This is a genomic window from Pelagibius litoralis (genome assembly GCF_011683915.1).
Classification (GTDB): Bacteria; Pseudomonadota; Alphaproteobacteria; order Kiloniellales; family Kiloniellaceae; genus Pelagibius; species Pelagibius litoralis.
The window spans coordinates 44,118-58,289 of the sequence record NZ_JAAQPH010000007.1 but is presented as its reverse complement, the minus strand read 5'-3'; the positions used below and the strand labels follow the sequence as shown (position 1 = coordinate 58,289).

16 protein-coding genes are annotated in these 14,172 nt (G+C 64.3%); 8 read left to right on the top strand and 8 right to left on the bottom strand.

Annotated elements, in window-relative coordinates:
- The first annotated feature begins 83 nt into the window (after positions 1-83).
- A complete protein-coding gene (locus HBA54_RS10730) occupies positions 84-1,265 on the top strand; it encodes an aminotransferase class V-fold PLP-dependent enzyme (RefSeq protein WP_167224293.1) in 1,182 nt (393 codons plus the stop codon).
- On the opposite strand, the gene HBA54_RS10725 is transcribed toward HBA54_RS10730, so the two are convergent.
- The 6 genes from HBA54_RS10725 to HBA54_RS10700 form a co-directional block, all read right to left on the bottom strand.
- Positions 1,262-1,588, bottom strand: coding sequence for an NIPSNAP family protein (locus tag HBA54_RS10725; RefSeq protein ID WP_167224291.1), 327 nt, complete (start codon positions 1,586-1,588; stop codon positions 1,262-1,264). The genes HBA54_RS10730 and HBA54_RS10725 overlap by 4 nt on opposite strands.
- 65 nt (positions 1,589-1,653) lie before the next feature.
- The gene (locus HBA54_RS10720) at positions 1,654-2,508 is read right to left on the bottom strand and encodes an HTD2 family dehydratase (protein ID WP_167224289.1); all 855 of its coding nucleotides are present in this window, start codon (positions 2,506-2,508) and stop codon (positions 1,654-1,656) included.
- The gene (locus HBA54_RS10715; RefSeq protein ID WP_167224287.1) at positions 2,505-3,653 is read right to left on the bottom strand and encodes a CaiB/BaiF CoA transferase family protein; all 1,149 of its coding nucleotides are present in this window, start codon (positions 3,651-3,653) and stop codon (positions 2,505-2,507) included. The genes HBA54_RS10720 and HBA54_RS10715 overlap by 4 nt, the downstream gene beginning before the upstream one ends.
- Positions 3,650-4,291: a glutathione S-transferase family protein gene (locus HBA54_RS10710; RefSeq protein WP_205944561.1), complete on the bottom strand. Its 642-nt coding sequence runs from the start codon at positions 4,289-4,291 to the stop codon at positions 3,650-3,652. Before HBA54_RS10710 ends, HBA54_RS10715 begins: the two co-directional genes overlap by 4 nt.
- Before the next feature lie 8 nt (positions 4,292-4,299).
- On the bottom strand, positions 4,300-5,457 hold the full coding sequence (locus HBA54_RS10705) for an acyl-CoA dehydrogenase family protein (RefSeq protein ID WP_167224283.1): 1,158 nt from the start codon (positions 5,455-5,457) through the stop codon (positions 4,300-4,302).
- A gap of 64 nt (positions 5,458-5,521) precedes the next feature.
- Entirely contained in the window at positions 5,522-6,136 is a 615-nt protein-coding gene (locus tag HBA54_RS10700; RefSeq protein WP_167224281.1) for a TetR/AcrR family transcriptional regulator, read from the bottom strand.
- A 145-nt stretch (positions 6,137-6,281) separates the two neighbouring features.
- On the opposite strand from HBA54_RS10700, the gene HBA54_RS10695 reads away from it, so the two are divergent.
- Genes HBA54_RS10695 through HBA54_RS10680 form a run of 4 tightly spaced genes read left to right on the top strand, consistent with a single transcriptional unit; the run spans position 6,282 to position 10,157 of the window.
- Positions 6,282-7,397 (top strand): polyamine ABC transporter substrate-binding protein, encoded by a 1,116-nt coding sequence (locus HBA54_RS10695; RefSeq protein ID WP_167224279.1) that lies wholly within the window; start codon positions 6,282-6,284, stop codon positions 7,395-7,397.
- A 35-nt stretch (positions 7,398-7,432) separates the two neighbouring features.
- The gene (locus HBA54_RS10690) at positions 7,433-8,299 is read left to right on the top strand and encodes an ABC transporter permease (protein ID WP_167224277.1); all 867 of its coding nucleotides are present in this window, start codon (positions 7,433-7,435) and stop codon (positions 8,297-8,299) included.
- A 2-nt stretch (positions 8,300-8,301) separates the two neighbouring features.
- Complete coding sequence (locus tag HBA54_RS10685; RefSeq protein WP_167224275.1) at positions 8,302-9,099, top strand: ABC transporter permease; 798 nt, start codon at positions 8,302-8,304, stop codon at positions 9,097-9,099.
- Positions 9,096-10,157 (top strand): ABC transporter ATP-binding protein, encoded by a 1,062-nt coding sequence (locus tag HBA54_RS10680; protein WP_322096016.1) that lies wholly within the window; start codon positions 9,096-9,098, stop codon positions 10,155-10,157. Before HBA54_RS10685 ends, HBA54_RS10680 begins: the two co-directional genes overlap by 4 nt.
- A gap of 120 nt (positions 10,158-10,277) precedes the next feature.
- Here the strand turns inward: HBA54_RS10680 and HBA54_RS10675 are convergent, their stop codons facing one another.
- Positions 10,278-11,006, bottom strand: a complete 729-nt coding sequence (locus HBA54_RS10675) for an MBL fold metallo-hydrolase (protein ID WP_167224592.1) — start codon at positions 11,004-11,006, stop codon at positions 10,278-10,280.
- Positions 11,007-11,184: 178 nt separating this feature from the next.
- On the opposite strand from HBA54_RS10675, the gene HBA54_RS10670 reads away from it, so the two are divergent.
- From HBA54_RS10670 to HBA54_RS10660, 3 genes are read left to right on the top strand one after another with little or no spacing between them, the layout of a single operon-like run.
- On the top strand, positions 11,185-11,877 hold the full coding sequence (locus HBA54_RS10670) for a class I SAM-dependent methyltransferase (protein ID WP_167224273.1): 693 nt from the start codon (positions 11,185-11,187) through the stop codon (positions 11,875-11,877).
- A gap of 17 nt (positions 11,878-11,894) precedes the next feature.
- The gene (locus HBA54_RS10665) at positions 11,895-12,224 is read left to right on the top strand and encodes a hypothetical protein (protein ID WP_167224271.1); all 330 of its coding nucleotides are present in this window, start codon (positions 11,895-11,897) and stop codon (positions 12,222-12,224) included.
- Positions 12,225-12,241: 17 nt separating this feature from the next.
- Positions 12,242-13,456, top strand: coding sequence for a winged helix-turn-helix domain-containing protein (locus HBA54_RS10660; RefSeq protein ID WP_167224269.1), 1,215 nt, complete (start codon positions 12,242-12,244; stop codon positions 13,454-13,456).
- A 7-nt stretch (positions 13,457-13,463) separates the two neighbouring features.
- On the opposite strand, the gene HBA54_RS10655 is transcribed toward HBA54_RS10660, so the two are convergent.
- Positions 13,464-14,108 (bottom strand): ceramidase domain-containing protein, encoded by a 645-nt coding sequence (locus HBA54_RS10655; RefSeq protein ID WP_167224267.1) that lies wholly within the window; start codon positions 14,106-14,108, stop codon positions 13,464-13,466.
- Between the last annotated feature and the right edge of the window lie 64 nt (positions 14,109-14,172).

Genomic DNA, 14,172 nt, shown 5'->3' with positions numbered 1-14,172 from the left:
ACCCCTTCCCCTCTAAACCCGCTTCTCCGGCAATGGCCGGGGGCCGGGAAAAAGCCTGAGCCGCAGGCGATGGGAGGACGGGCATGATCGATCTTACAAAAGTCAGAGCGGAAACGCCGGCCTGCGAAGAAGTGCTGCACTTCAACAACGCCGGCGCGGCCCTGATGCCTGACCCTGTCGTGGTGCGCCAGCTCGCCCATATCCACCGCGAGGCCGAGATCGGCGGCTACGAGGCGGCAAGGGAGGCCGCCGAAGAGATCGACGGAGTCTATCGCAGCATCGCGCGCCTGCTGAACGCCGCGCCGGAAGAAATCGCCCTGATGGAGAACGCGACGGCGGCATGGAACGCGGCCTTTTTCGCCTTCGACTTCCAGCCCGGCGACCGCCTGCTGACCGGCGAGGCGGAATACGCCAGCAACTATCTGAACTACCTGAAGCTGGCGCGCAGCAAGGGCCTTGTGGTGGAGGCCATCCCCTCCACCTCGGAGGGCGAACTTTCGATCCCGGCCCTGGAAGCCGCCTGCGCCAAGCCGGGGGTAAAGCTGATCGCCGTCACCCATGTGCCGACCAACGGCGGCCTGGTGAACCCGGCGGAGGAGATCGGCCGGGTCGCACGCAGCCACGGCATCCCCTTCCTGCTCGATGCCTGCCAGTCGGCAGGGCAGATCAACCTGGATGTGGAAAAGCTCGGCTGCGACCTGCTGTCGGTCACCGGGCGCAAATATCTGCGCGGGCCGCGCGGCAGCGGGTTTCTCTATGTCCGGCGTGGCTTCCTGGACCAGGTCGAACCGCCAGTCCTGGACCTGCGCGCCGCCAAGTGGGTAACGCCGGACCGCTACGAACTGCGGCCCGATGCCAAACGCTTCGAAAACTGGGAGTACAACTACGCCGCCGTGCTGGGCCTCGGCGTCGCCGTAGACTACGCCCTGGCCATCGGCCTGCCCGAGATCGAAGCGCGGGTGTGCACGCTGGCCACTGGCCTGCGTGAACGGCTCGCCGCCCTTCCCGGCGTGACGGTGCAGGACATCGGCAGCCGCCGCTGCGGTATCTGCGTCTTCCAGGCCGAGGGGATAGAGGCCAGCGACATCCGGGAGCGGCTCAGTGCGCAGGGCATCAACACCTCGGTCACCGATCCGAACTCGACGCTGTTGGATGCGACCAAAAGACGCCTGCCCGATCTCCTCCGCGCCTCGGTCCACTACTACAACAGCGAAGACGAACTGGACCGCTTCGCCGCGGCGGTGAAGGAGATGGTGACCGCCTAACGCTTCGGTCCGTCGAAGAAGTCGACGGGCATCATCAGCTTATTGGTCTGAGAGATGAGCGCGCCCAGTTCCGCCGAGCGTTTGAGATAGTCCTGCCAGCCGGGGTCGGCCTGCATGGCGGCGCGGCGCGTCTCGCGATCCCCGGCGTTCTCGTAGACCCAGATGTGGACGTACTCGTTGGGGTCGCCGGTCTCCGTGCGCAGATAGGCCAGCGGCTGGCCCAGGTGCCGGGTCTGCGCCGGCTTGCCGTAGAGCTCATAAAGATCGAAGTGGGCCTTCATCGTATTCGGTTTCACCCGGTAGGTGCGCACGTCCAAAAGCATGGCTTGTCCTCGTCATGTAGGTTGATTGATTGAAAGATGGCCGCTGGCCATTCGCATCGAAGGCGTCAGGCCCAGTCCACCTCGCCCTGCATGGCGAGAAAACCGTCGTGGTCGGTGACCCAGAGGTCGGCGCGATTTGAACGCCCATCCGGGGCACCGCAGACCGTGAAGGGCCTGGTGTCGAAGATCGGGCGCAGGGCGCGAAAGGCGAAGCGTGTCACGCGGGCCGCCGGCTCTTCGCGCCGCACCAGGCCGACCATCAGAGTGGCCAGCAGAGGCCCGTGGACGATGAGGCCGGGATAGCCTTCCTCCTGCGTCGTGTAGGGCTGGTCGTAGTGGATGCGGTGACCGTTGAAGGTCAGCGCCGAGTAGCGGAACAGCAGCACCGGCGAGGGAGAAACGTTTTGTACCCAGGCGCCGTCGGCAGGCGCCGGCTTGCCTGGCGGCAGGGCCGCGCCCTTGGCCGCGGCCTCCCGATAAACGATGTCGTGCTCCTCGACGACGCAGAGGCCCGCGCCGTCGTCCAGCACATGTTCGACGGTGACGAAGGCAAGCGGCCCGCTGCGCCCGATTTTCTGCGCCACCGACTTGATGGTGGAGCGGCGGGTAATGTCGGAACCGATTGCGAGCGGTTTCGGGAAGACGACCCGGCTGCCGGCCCACATGCGCCGCGGCAGGTCGATGGGCGGCAGGAACTCGCCGCGCGCCGCGTGACCGTCCGGGCCGAGTCCGGCGGTCGATGCCAAGGACCAGAAATAGGCCCAGTGCCAGAGCGGCGGCAGGGCCGCGCCGGGTTCCAGCACCGCGCCTGAATCGTCCAGGGTCGCCTGCAGGGCCCGCGCCCGGTTGAGATCCAGGCTGTCGCAGGCTTCCTCCTGGCGGCCGACCCAATCGGACCAATCATCGTTGGTTCCGCTCATGCGCCGAACTCCTTGCGCAGCGCCGTTCCTTGCGCATCCAGGGCCGGCACGCTGCCGAAGAGCGGCGCCACGCCGCGCTCTTCCACAGGAGGCGCGACCAGATCCACCGGGCCGCCGGGCGTCTCCACCGTGACACGGCGCAGCTGCGGATGGGCGCTGAGATCGGCCGGGCTATTCACCGCCCCGAAGGCGATGCCCGCCTGATGCAGCAGGTCGACCAACGCCGCGCGGTCGAGCTGTGTGAAACAGCTTTCGATCTCCCGGTCCAGCGCCGCACGGTTATCCACCCGCGCCGTGTTGTCGCAAAAGCGTGGGTCTTCGGCCAGGTCTGGTTGTTTCAGGACCTGTCCGACGAAGCGCAGCCATTCCCGCTCGTTCTGAATACAGATGACGATCTCCTCCCCCGCCGCGCAGGGATAGACGCCGTAGGGCGCGATGCTCGGGTGGTTGAGGCCGACCCGCTGCGGCGCGCCCGGGCCGTAGTCGTGATGCAGCAGCGGTACGGTCATCCAGTCCGCCATGCCGCTGAACAGCGACGCGGCCAGGCCTGCCCCTTCGCCGGTACGGGCGCGGCGCAGCAGCGCTTCAAGCACGGCCTGATAGGCGTACATGCCGCAGGCGATATCACAGACCGAAACGCCGACGCGGCCCGGCCCCTCCGGCCGTCCGGTGATCGACGCCAGTCCGCTTTCGGCCTGTACCAGCAGATCATAGGCCTTCATCTGCGCATAGGGGCCGCTGTCGCCGTAGCCGGAGATGTCGCAGGTGATGAGGCGCGGGTCGGCTTCGCGCAGTTCGTCCGACCCCAGACCCAGGCGTTGCGCCGCGCCGGGCGCCAGGTTCTGGATGAAGATGTCGGCCTTGGCGATCATGCGCTTCACCAGGGCAAGATCTTCCGGTGTCTTCAGGTCGACGGCAATTGATTCCTTGCCCCGGTTCAGCCAGACGAAGTAAGCGCTCTCGCCCCTGGCGGCCCGGTCGTAGGCGCGGGCGAAGTCGCCCTCCGGCCGCTCCAGCTTGATCACCCGCGCGCCGGCGTCGGCCAAGCGGCAGCTGCAGTAGGGCGCCGCCACCGCCTGTTCCAGACTGACGACGAGCAGACCGTCCAGCGATCCCCCAAGCGGCCTGGTCTGTCGCTGCGTCATGGAGGATCCGGGGGCACATAGGTGGACTGAACGCTCTGCCTCTGCACGACCCGCTGCCACCAGGCCTCCAGGGACGGCTGCGCCTGAAGCAGTTGCTGGCCCTCCGGCGCCTCGAGGAAATAGTGAAACATGGGCGCCGCATGGGCATCGGCAAGACTGAAGTCAGAACCGGTGAAGTAGGCATGATCGCCGAGCAGAGCGGCCAGGGCTGCAAGACAGCGGTCCGCCTTGGGCAGGGCGGCGGCGATGATCGCCTCATCGGCCTCGCCTTCGCGGGGGCGCTCAATGCTCTGGATGAAAATCTGCCGCACCATCGGCCAATAACCCTGGCCATCGAGTACCGAGATCACCTGCGCCATCAGGGCGCGATCCCGGGCCGAGCCCGGCTGTAGTGACGGTCCCAGGAAACCCTCGTCGATGTAACGGGTGATGGCGCGGGCCTCATAGAGCCGGAAGCCGTCATGCTCGAAGGCCGGCACCAGGCCGAAGGGATGACGCTCCAGCCAGTCCTCGGGCCAGTCCTTGCGGTCGAAGACGTCGAATTCGACCTGGTCGTAGGCGACGCCCTTCTCCGCCAGGGCGATCTTCACGATGCGAACGTAAACGCTGTAGGAGGGACCGAAGAGCGTGGGCTTCATGATCAATCTCAGTAGGACCGCGGCATGCCGAGCACATGCTCGGCAAGATAAGCAAGGATCAGGTTGGTGGAGATCGGCGCCACCTGATAAAGCCGGGCCTCACGGTACTTGCGCTCGATATCATATTCCTCGGCGAAACCGAAACCGCCGTGGGTCTGCAGGCAGGCTTCCGCCGCCGCCCAGGAGGCCTCAGAGGCCAGCAGCTTGGCCATGTTGGCCTCCTTGCCGCAGCGCTGCCCGGCGTCAAACAAAGCCGCCGCCTGTGCCACCATGAGCGCCGCCGCCTCGCTCTGGGCATAAGCGCGGGCAATGGGAAACTGCACCCCCTGGTTCTGGCCGATGGGCCGTCCGAAAACTTTTCGTTCTCCAGCGTAGGCGCTGGCCTTCGCAGTGAACCAGCGGGCATCGCCGATGCATTCGGCGGCGATCAGAATGCGCTCGGCATTCATGCCGTCGAGAATATAGCGAAAGCCCTGCCCTTCGACGCCGATCAGGTTCTCCGCCGGCACTTCCAGGTTGTCGAAGAACACCTCCGTCGCCGCATGGTTCATCATGGCGCGGATCGGCTTGATGGTGACGCCCTGGCCGACGGCCTCTCGCAGATCGACGAGGAAGACCGAAAGCCCCTCGCCTTTCTTCTCCACCCGGTCTTTCGAAGTCGTGCGGGCGAGAAGCAGCATCAGATCGGAATGTTCGGCGCGGCTGGTCCAGACCTTCTGGCCGTTGACGATGTAGCGCTCACCTTCGCGCTTCGCCGTGGTGGCGAGGCTCAGGGTGTCGGTACCGCTGGTCGGCTCGGTCACCCCAAAGGCCTGCAGGCGCAGGGCTCCCTCGGCAATGCCCGGCAGCCAGCGCTGTTTCTGCGCGTCGCTGCCGTGTTTCAGCAGGGTGCCCATGGTGTACATCTGGGCATGGCAGGCCGCACCGTTGCAGCCCGCCTTGTGTATCTCCTCCAGCACCGCCGCTGCGGCCGAGAGCGGCAGACCGCTGCCGCCGTAGGCCTCTGGAATCAGTGCGGCAAGATACCCTGCCTCGGTCAGGGCCCTTACGAAGGCCTCGGGATAGGCCCGCCCGGCATCCAGTTCCCGCCAGTAGGCGCCGGGGAAATTCGCGCAGAGGGCGCGAACGCCCGCGCGGACTTCAGGGAAGGTTTCATCGTTTGTCATGGCTGACGACAGCCTAACGCATCACTGTCGCGCTGCAAGACCGAGGCGCGCAACCCTGCCTTGCTCAGCTGCGTATAGCATCCATCAGCGGGCGCAACTGCCGGGCGATCGCGTCGTTGAGCGCCGAAAGGCTCATGTCCTCGGTCTTCACGAAAGTCGTGAACATCATGTTCATGTTGTTGAAGATCATCTCGCCGACGGCGGTGGCGTCGATGCCGACTTTCACCCGGCCGCTGCGTTGCAGACGCTTGATCAACTCGCAAAGCTGCTCGGCGAGGCGGTTGTCGAGATCCCTATAGCGCCTGCCGAAAGGCGATTCCGGCTGGCTTGTCGAGATTGCCATGGCGTGGCGCCACATCTCTTTATTCAGATAGACCAGGGAGTGATCGAGGTAGATGCCGATCAGGGCATTGACCGCAGCGCTGGCTTCAGCCGGCGGATGGTCGATCAACTTCGCGCCGGCGGCGAGAACCTCGTTCACCTCCATCGACACGATGGCGACCAGCAGATCGCCTTTGTTCCGGTAGTAATTGTAGACGGTGCCGATGGCGACCTCGGCTTCCGCCGCAATGGTCTCGATCTTCGTGCGGTCGTAACCCTCTTCGCGAAACAGATGGCTTGCCGCCTTCAGAATGCGGTGATCGCGGTCGGCCTTCTGCTTTGCTCTCAATCCGGTCATCGCGTATCCATGGCATAGAGAATGAATTGACTCAAGTTTAGAATTGGTTCATTTTTTTGACGTGAACCTTGCAAAAACGGCAAGATCCGTGCCGCCGCAGATCCGGAAAGTCCGGCGGACCACCAACAAGAACAGGGAGAGTTGGATGTTTTCTCTTACCCAGGGTCATGTGAAATCCGCCCTGCCACGCCATAGCGGCCGGCTTCTCGGAGCCGCTGTCGTCACAGCGGGCGTTGCAACGGGCTCGGTCTTGTTTCCCCTTTCCGCCCAAGCCGCCGAAGAATTGAATGCGCTGGTCTGGTGCGACCACACCGATCCGGCCTTGATCAAGCCCTTCGAAGAAAAGTACGGCGTCAAAGTCAACCTGAAGGAATACGAAGGCACCGGTGCCGCCCTGGCGATCGTCGAGCAGTCCCGTCCCGGCGACTGGGACGTCTTCGTGATCGACGGCGTCGACGTACCGCGGGTCGTCGAAGCCGGACTGCTGGCCGAGTTGCCGAAGGGCGAACTGCCGCTGGCGGACACCTTCTCCCAGGTACAGATGACCGACGTCACCCACAAAGACGGCAAGATGTACGCGATCATGGAGAAGTTCGGCTACAACGTGATCAGCTACGACAAATCCAAGGTCGATCCCGCCGACATGCGCGACCTCCAGACGCTGTGGTCGGACAAATACAAAAGCCGGATCGCGGTCTACGACTACTACATCCCGCTGATGAATCTGGTGGCGCTGAAGATGGGTATGAAGCCCAGCGACATCACCGCCGACAAGCTGCCCGCGATAAGAGACGAGCTGTTCAAGCTGAAGGACAATTCGGCAATGGTCGGCGAGGTGGTTTCCTCCACCACGGCCCTGGCGACCGGTGAGGCCGATATCCTCATCGGCGGCGGCGAATGGGCGGTTGCCGTCATGCAGTCGGAAAACCCCGACCTGGACTGGGTGCTGCCCGACCAGGGCGGTATTCTGTGGAGCCAATCGCTCGCCGTCTTCAAGGACTCGAAGAACAAGGACTTGGCGGTCGAATTCGTGAAGTACGTCATGAGCCCGGAGGGCCAGGCACGCCTGGCGACCTCCTCCTGCTTCTGGGGCATGCCGGCGAACAAAAAGGCCGGCGCCTTGCTGTCACCGGAACAAAAGAGCGCGCTGCGCTGGGACGAGCAGGAAAAATTTCTCGCCAACTCCCACCGCTACTTCATCCCGGATGCCGAACTGGATGCCGAGATGCTCGATGTCTGGACCGAGTTCCTGCAGCACTAGGCTGCCGCGATCCTGACTGCTTTGGCTGAAAGACCATGACCGACAGACCCCCCAGGTATCTGAGCGCACGCGTCAGGGCCTGGGGGCTTCTGCTGCCCGCCTTTTTATGGACGATCGCCTTTTTCTTCGCGCCTCTGGCGATCATGGGCCTCTACAGCCTGTGGCAGCGGGTCGGCACCAGGCTGGTCAGCGAAATCAGCCTTCAGAATTACGAAAAGTTCTTCGCCAAGAGCTTCCTGTTCCAATCGCTGGTCAACTCCATCGAAGTGACGGTGATGGTGACGGTCATCAGCGTTCTGCTGGCCTATCCGCTGGCCTATATCCTGGCCGAACGGGTGCCGCGGCGCTGGCAGCGCCTCGCCCTGATCCTCGCCATCCTGCCGTTCTGGACCTCCTATGTCGTGCGCTCCTACAGCTGGCTGCTGGTGCTGTCGGAGGGGGGCATTCTGTCGAACTTTCTGCTCGACATGGGAATCACCGAAGACCCGGTTTCCTTCGCCAACAACCGCGGGGCCACCGTCGTCGGCTTCGTCCACTTCTTCGTGATGCTGCTGACCCTCACCATCTACGCCAATCTGGTGCAACTGTCGCCAAGCTATCGCAAGGCCGCCGCGGACCTGGGTGCCGGGCCACTGCGCGCCTTCCTGCACGTGACCCTGCCGCTGACTCTTCCGGGCATCATGGTCGGCGCCTTCCTGACCTTTGTTCTGTGCATCGGCGACTACATCACGCCGCAGATCCTGGGCGGCAGCCGCGAGCTGCTGCTGCCCCAGACGATTATGATGCAGATCGCCCGGCGCTCCGACTTTCCCATGGCCTCGGCCCTGGCGATGATCCTGATGGCCGTGGTCAGCCTGGTCTACCTGGCCTGCGCGCGCTGGCTGAAGATCGACAGGGTGTGACCATGATCCATCGAGCCCTGCCCGCGTTGCGCGCCGCGCCAGTCTGGATTTACGTCATTCTGATTTACGGCTTCATCTTTCTGCCGGTCGGCGTGCTGGTGCTGTTTTCCTTCCAGGGCTCGCGGGTGCCGGTGCCGCCTTTCAACGGACCGTCCCTGCAGTGGTACGAGGCGGTCTTCACCGACGAACGGATGATGGACGCTTTGACGAACTCGGTGATCGTTGCGCTGGCCTCGTCACTGGTCTCGGTGGTCCTCGGCTTCCTCGCCGCCTATGCCCTGGCCCGCCACCGCCTGCCCTTCGCCCGGGTGCTGCAGGGCTTTCTCACCGCGCCCCTGACGGTCAGCTACCTGATCATCGCCATGGGGCTGCTGATCACCTTCAACCAGCTGGGCGTGCCCAAGTCGCTGCTGACCGTCGGCATCGGGCATGTGGTGATCAACCTGCCGCTCTGCTTTGCCATCGTCTACAGCCAGATGGGCGCTCATCAGGCCAACATCGAGCGCGCGGCGCGCGACCTCGGCGCCCGGGAATGGCAGGTTCTCGCCCTGGTGACGGTGCCGATGATGTGGCCGGCGCTGTTCGCCGGCTTCTTCCTCTCCGTCACCTTTTCCTGGGACGAGTTCATCATCGCCTTCATGGTCAGCCGCTTCGAGGTTACCCTGCCGGTCGAGATCTGGAGCATGCTGCGCACCGGCCTGAACCCCAAGACCAATGCCGTCGGCAGCTTTGTGTTCCTGATTTCCGTCGCCACCGTCCTGCTGCTGGACTTCGTCGTCTTCCGGAGAAAGAAAACGTGACCCTCCCCGCCGTCGAGTTTCGCGACATCGCCATGCGCTTCGGCGGCAAGGTCGCGCTTCAGGGCATCAACCTGACCATCGAAGCAGGCAGCTTTGTTGTCTTGCTGGGGCCGTCCGGCGGCGGCAAGACCACCCTGCTGAACATCCTCGGCGGCTTTCTCGACCCCACGGAAGGACGGGTTTTCATCGACGGCAGGGACGTCACCCGGATGCCGCCGGCAAAACGTCCGACAACCACGGTTTTCCAGGACTACGCCCTGTTTCCCCACATGTCGATTGCGGCCAACGTGGCTTTCGGGCTGAAGATGCGCAGGGTCGCGAAGGACCAGCAAAGGATACGGACCGAGCGCGCGCTCGACATGGTCGGCCTCGGCCACACCGCGGCGCGGCGCATTCACGAGCTTTCCGGCGGCCAGCGCCAGCGCATCGCCCTGGCCCGTGCCCTGGTGGTCGAGCCCTCGGTGCTGCTGCTCGACGAACCCCTGGGCGCACTCGACCTCAAACTGCGCCGCCAGATGCAGGAAGAACTGAAGCTGATCCAGAAGCGGGTCGGAACCACCTTCGTTCATGTGACCCACGACCAGGAAGAGGCGATGGCCATCGGCGACGTCATCGTGGTGATGAACGACGGCTTCATCGAGGACATCGGTTCACCGGAACGGGTCTACCTGCAGCCCTCCTCCAGGTTCACCGCCAACTTCATGGGCGACAACAACCTGATCGAGGGTAGCATCACCGATGCCGCAGGCGAGCGTATCCACGTCGAGACAACCTTCGGCGGATTCAGCCTTACGGGCAAGGCCGACAAGGGCGCCAAGGTGGCACTGTCACTGCGCCCCGAACACCTCCATCCGGACGCGGCGGGGGAACGGGCCAAAATCGGCACCGCCAAGGTTGTCGAATCAGGTTTCTTCGGCACCCATCATCAATGCATGGCAAAACTCGACGGGTCGGACAACACCGTGAAACTACGCTTGCCGCAAAAACAGATGATCCGGCCCGGCGAAGCCCTGACCCTCTACGCCGACCCCGCCGACATGGTGCTGCTGACCCGCTAGAGCATTTTCGGTTTAGACGGCACCGGCCCGCTCCCCTCCCGGCCACCCAATGCGATTATCCTGGTGGGTGGCCGGGAGGGGGAGCGGGCTGGAACCGCTTCGACGTAAGTCGAAAAGACCCTAGGCTCCTTTTTCCTCAAGGAACTGGCGGATCAGGCTGCGGTAGCGCGCGCCGTCGAAGCTGGGGAAATGGCCGCCGTGTACAACGCGGACCGGCAGGTCATGGATCCGTTTCATGGTCGCGACATAGACGGCGAGATCGGAATGATAGGCATCGTCGATAAGGGGCCCGTCGTAGACGGTATCACCTGAGATCAAAACGCCGCTCGCCGCTTCAAACAGCATGATACCCCCGGGGGAATGACCGGGCGTATGAACGACCGAGAAGTGGCGGTCGCCGAGATCGATGACGTCGCCGTCCTCCAGCAGCCGTGTGGCCGCCGCCGGCGTGACCTCGTAGCTTTCCGAAACGTAGTCGCCGGGCGGCAGGGCGGTGAAGATGTCGTCGGTCACATAAGGATCCGCCAAGGTCTCCTTGCGTCCCGGTGCGGCCATCAGCGCGGCCTCGTCTTTGTGGACGGCACGCTCAGGAAACTCATGATGACAGCCGATATGATCGAAGTGGGTGTGGCTGGCAACCGCCGTCAGCGGCCGCTCGGCCAGCGCCCCGATCTGCCCGCGCAGGCTGACCACCCCCATGCCGGAATCGACCAGCATGTCGCGGTCCCGGCCCCGCACATGCCAGATGTTGCAACGGTAGAACTCTTTGATATAGGGCTCCCAGATGTGGGTGATGCCGTCACCCGCCCCTGCCGTGCGATACCAGGCCTCTTCCGTCGCGATCTGCATTGCTGTCACCGGCTCCCTTCTGTGCGACCGATGAAAGACAGCAGCGCCCGACAAGTCAAGGCGCTGGCCGTTCTGTCAGGGGGCTGGCACCTGGCTTGCCCCTGAAGACCCGAAAGACTGGCGGAGGCTTGCCACCGGCGCCTAGAATGCGCAGCGAGCAACGCCGGTAAGAGATTCTATGAGTGAACCGCCCCTTCTTAAGCATACCGCCGTCCTGCGGGAACATCTTGCCCTGGCCGGCGCCAGGGTGGCCGATGTCGGCTGCGGCGACGGCGGACTGGTACGGGTTATGACCAGGGCGGGAGCGGCGGTTCTCGGCATCGATCCCGGCCCGCAGCAACTGGCGCGGGCCCGCGCGGCGGAGCCGGCCGGCGATGAGTCCTACCTCTGCGCCTTCGGCGAGCAGCTTCCCCTGGCCGATGCCAGCCTGGACGCCGTCGTCTATTTCAACGCCCTGCACCACGTTCCGGTCGAGGTTCAGGGCGCGGCGCTGGACGAGGCCGCCCGGGTGGTCAGGCCGGGCGGTTTTGTCTACGTGCAGGAGCCACTGGCCGAAGGCACGCACTTCGCGCTGGTGCAGCCCATCGAAGACGAGACCGAGGTGCGGGCGCAGGCCTATGAAGCCCTGCAAGCGGCCTGCGCCGATGAGGAATTGGAAGAGGTCGAGGAGTTCCGCTATCGCGCCCCGCATCGCGTGGCGAGCTTTGAGGCCTTCCGTGACGGCCTGATCGCGGTCGACCCGAAGCGGCGCCCCACAGTGGAGGCGGCGGAAGAGTCGTTGCGGCAGGCCTTTATGGCGGCTGGAGAACAGCGTGAGGGCGCCTTCTGGTTCGAGATACCCAGCCGGTTGAACCTGTTGCAGCGGATTTAGGACCCAGGATCCGACCCATGGCCATACGCTACATCTCCGAGCACGACTCGCCCGACGATCCCGGCGGCATCATCCGCGAGGTTCTGGAGATGGGCGAAGCTTTTCCCGGCCCGGCGGAAGATGTCGTCCTCACCTGGGTCCTGCGCCTGGGCGACGGGCGCGATCCGGCCGGGGCGGCCCGGCGGCTGATCGACGACTATCGTCTGGGCGAGGCGCCGCAGCCCGGCGGCCCCTGCGGGCGCGTGATCGAGATGCTGAAGGAAACCGCGACCTTTCCCGAAGACCGCATGACCCGGCACCTCTGCCAGCCACGGCGGCGCGGCGGCTGGCGGCGCAACAGAAGCTGAGGCATTCGGCGCAAGGCATGAACCCAAGGATCATCGACAACCGCTCGGCGAGGCGGCTTTTCCTGCAGCGCCAGGGGCTTTCAGACTCGCCTTATCGTAAAATCGGCGACCCGGACCTGCTGGCGCTGATCGAGCGGCTGGGCTTCGTCCAGGTCGATTCGATCCAGACGGTGGAGCGCGCTCATCACATGATCCTCTTCGCGCGCAACCAGACCTATCGTCATAAACAGCTCAGCCGGCTTATCGAGAAAGAGGCTGAGCTGTTCGAAAACTGGACCCACGATGCCTCGATCATCCCCAGCCGCTTCTTCCCGTATTGGAAAAGGCGCTTCGCCGTCCGAGGTGAGATGCTTCGGGAGCGCTGGGGCAAGACCCGGCGCGGGGACTTCGAGAGCGAAGTGAAGAACGTGCTCCACCACATCCGCGACAACGGCCCGGCCCTGGCACGCGACCTGGGCAACGGTGACCCCAAGACCCCGAAGGGCAGCAGCGGCTGGTGGGACTGGCATCCCTCAAAGACCGCGCTGGAATATCTCTGGCACAGCGGCCAGCTGGCCGTGGCGGCACGCTCCGGCTTCCAGAAGGTCTACGACCTGACGGAACGGGTCATCGCCGCCGAGCATCGCGATGCCGAGCCCACATCGGAAGAGATCATCGACTGGGCCTGCCGGGCGGCACTCGACCGCCTGGGCATCGCCACGTCCGGCGAGATTGCCGCTTTCTGGGATCTGGTCACGGCGGAGGAAGCCAAGACCTGGTGCCAGGCCCGGAAAGATGATGCGCTGGAAGAGGTGCTGGTAAAAGGCGCCGGAGACGAACGCCCCCGCGCTGCCTTCTGCTGGGCGGACAACGACCCAATGCACGACCTGCCCGAGGCGCCGAAGCGAATTAGAGTGCTCAGCCCCTTCGACCCGCTGATCCGCGACCGCAACCGTACCCAGCGGCTGTTCGGTTTTCACTACCGCATCGAGGTCTTCGTGCCGGCGGCCAAGCGCCAATTCGGCTACTACGTCTTTCCCCTGCTGGAAGGCGAGCGCCTGATCGGCCGCATCGACATGAAGCACGAGCGCGACAGCGGCGCTCTACGGGTAAAAGGCCTCTGGCTGGAGCCCAAGATAAAACTCTCCGCCGCGCGACTGGATCGCCTGGAGGCCGAACTGGAACGCCAGCGCCGCTTCACCGGGGCCGAGCGCGTGGTCTTTGAAGACGATTATCTGAAGAGCGCGACTTAACGCTGTTCTATGACGGAGCCCCGTGGCGCATCATCGTCCGGGTCAGCCGATAGAGCACAACGGCATTCAGAATGTGCCAGAAGTAGTGGGTGCCGATGGGCAGCACCTCGCAAAGCGGCAGGTCGACAGTCCGGAAGCTCAGCGAGACGGCAAAGATGACGGCGGCGATCAGGATTTCCCGGCCCGCCGGATGGCGGCGGGCGAAATGAAGAAAACCGCCGACCCCCAGCATGGCCGCCAGCGCAACGGCATAGGTGGAAACGCTGAAGCCGAAAAGGATCGGCATCGCCGTGACCAGGGCGAGCACCGCCACCAGGCTCAACAGGCACATCCAAAGCGGCAGAACGACCAGACGCCGGAGCGACAGATACATGTAGAGCAGGATGAAGAGCGCGATGGGGACAACATCGGCCAAGGCCGACCAGAGCACCGCAAAGGTGTGGAACAGACCGCTGCCAAGGCCGATCAAGAAGGTCAACCCCACCAGGGTCCCGATGGCCGGATCGCGCCGCACCGCCTGGTCCTGCCGACGCAGCGCCATAACCAGAAGAATTCCCGCGACAATGAACGCCAGGTTGCTGACGGCATTCAGCGGCTCGGCCCAGAAAGCCGTGCCGACCCGCTCACAGTAGATATCGATCGCCCGGTTCATCTCAGTCCAACCTAACGCCGGGCGACGTCAGGTCAATCAAATCACCGGCCAAATCGACAGGCCA

Coding starts and splice junctions, on each gene's coding strand:
- HBA54_RS10730 (WP_167224293.1), top strand. CDS start 84: ATGATCGATCTTACAAAAGTCAGAGCGGAAACGCCGGCCTGCGAAGAA.
- HBA54_RS10725 (WP_167224291.1), bottom strand. CDS start 1,588: ATGCTTTTGGACGTGCGCACCTACCGGGTGAAACCGAATACGATGAAG.
- HBA54_RS10720 (WP_167224289.1), bottom strand. CDS start 2,508: ATGAGCGGAACCAACGATGATTGGTCCGATTGGGTCGGCCGCCAGGAG.
- HBA54_RS10715 (WP_167224287.1), bottom strand. CDS start 3,653: ATGACGCAGCGACAGACCAGGCCGCTTGGGGGATCGCTGGACGGTCTG.
- HBA54_RS10710 (WP_205944561.1), bottom strand. CDS start 4,291: ATGAAGCCCACGCTCTTCGGTCCCTCCTACAGCGTTTACGTTCGCATC.
- HBA54_RS10705 (WP_167224283.1), bottom strand. CDS start 5,457: ATGACAAACGATGAAACCTTCCCTGAAGTCCGCGCGGGCGTTCGCGCC.
- HBA54_RS10700 (WP_167224281.1), bottom strand. CDS start 6,136: ATGACCGGATTGAGAGCAAAGCAGAAGGCCGACCGCGATCACCGCATT.
- HBA54_RS10695 (WP_167224279.1), top strand. CDS start 6,282: ATGTTTTCTCTTACCCAGGGTCATGTGAAATCCGCCCTGCCACGCCAT.
- HBA54_RS10690 (WP_167224277.1), top strand. CDS start 7,433: ATGACCGACAGACCCCCCAGGTATCTGAGCGCACGCGTCAGGGCCTGG.
- HBA54_RS10685 (WP_167224275.1), top strand. CDS start 8,302: ATGATCCATCGAGCCCTGCCCGCGTTGCGCGCCGCGCCAGTCTGGATT.
- HBA54_RS10675 (WP_167224592.1), bottom strand. CDS start 11,006: ATGCAGATCGCGACGGAAGAGGCCTGGTATCGCACGGCAGGGGCGGGT.
- HBA54_RS10670 (WP_167224273.1), top strand. CDS start 11,185: ATGAGTGAACCGCCCCTTCTTAAGCATACCGCCGTCCTGCGGGAACAT.
- HBA54_RS10665 (WP_167224271.1), top strand. CDS start 11,895: ATGGCCATACGCTACATCTCCGAGCACGACTCGCCCGACGATCCCGGC.
- HBA54_RS10660 (WP_167224269.1), top strand. CDS start 12,242: ATGAACCCAAGGATCATCGACAACCGCTCGGCGAGGCGGCTTTTCCTG.
- HBA54_RS10655 (WP_167224267.1), bottom strand. CDS start 14,108: ATGAACCGGGCGATCGATATCTACTGTGAGCGGGTCGGCACGGCTTTC.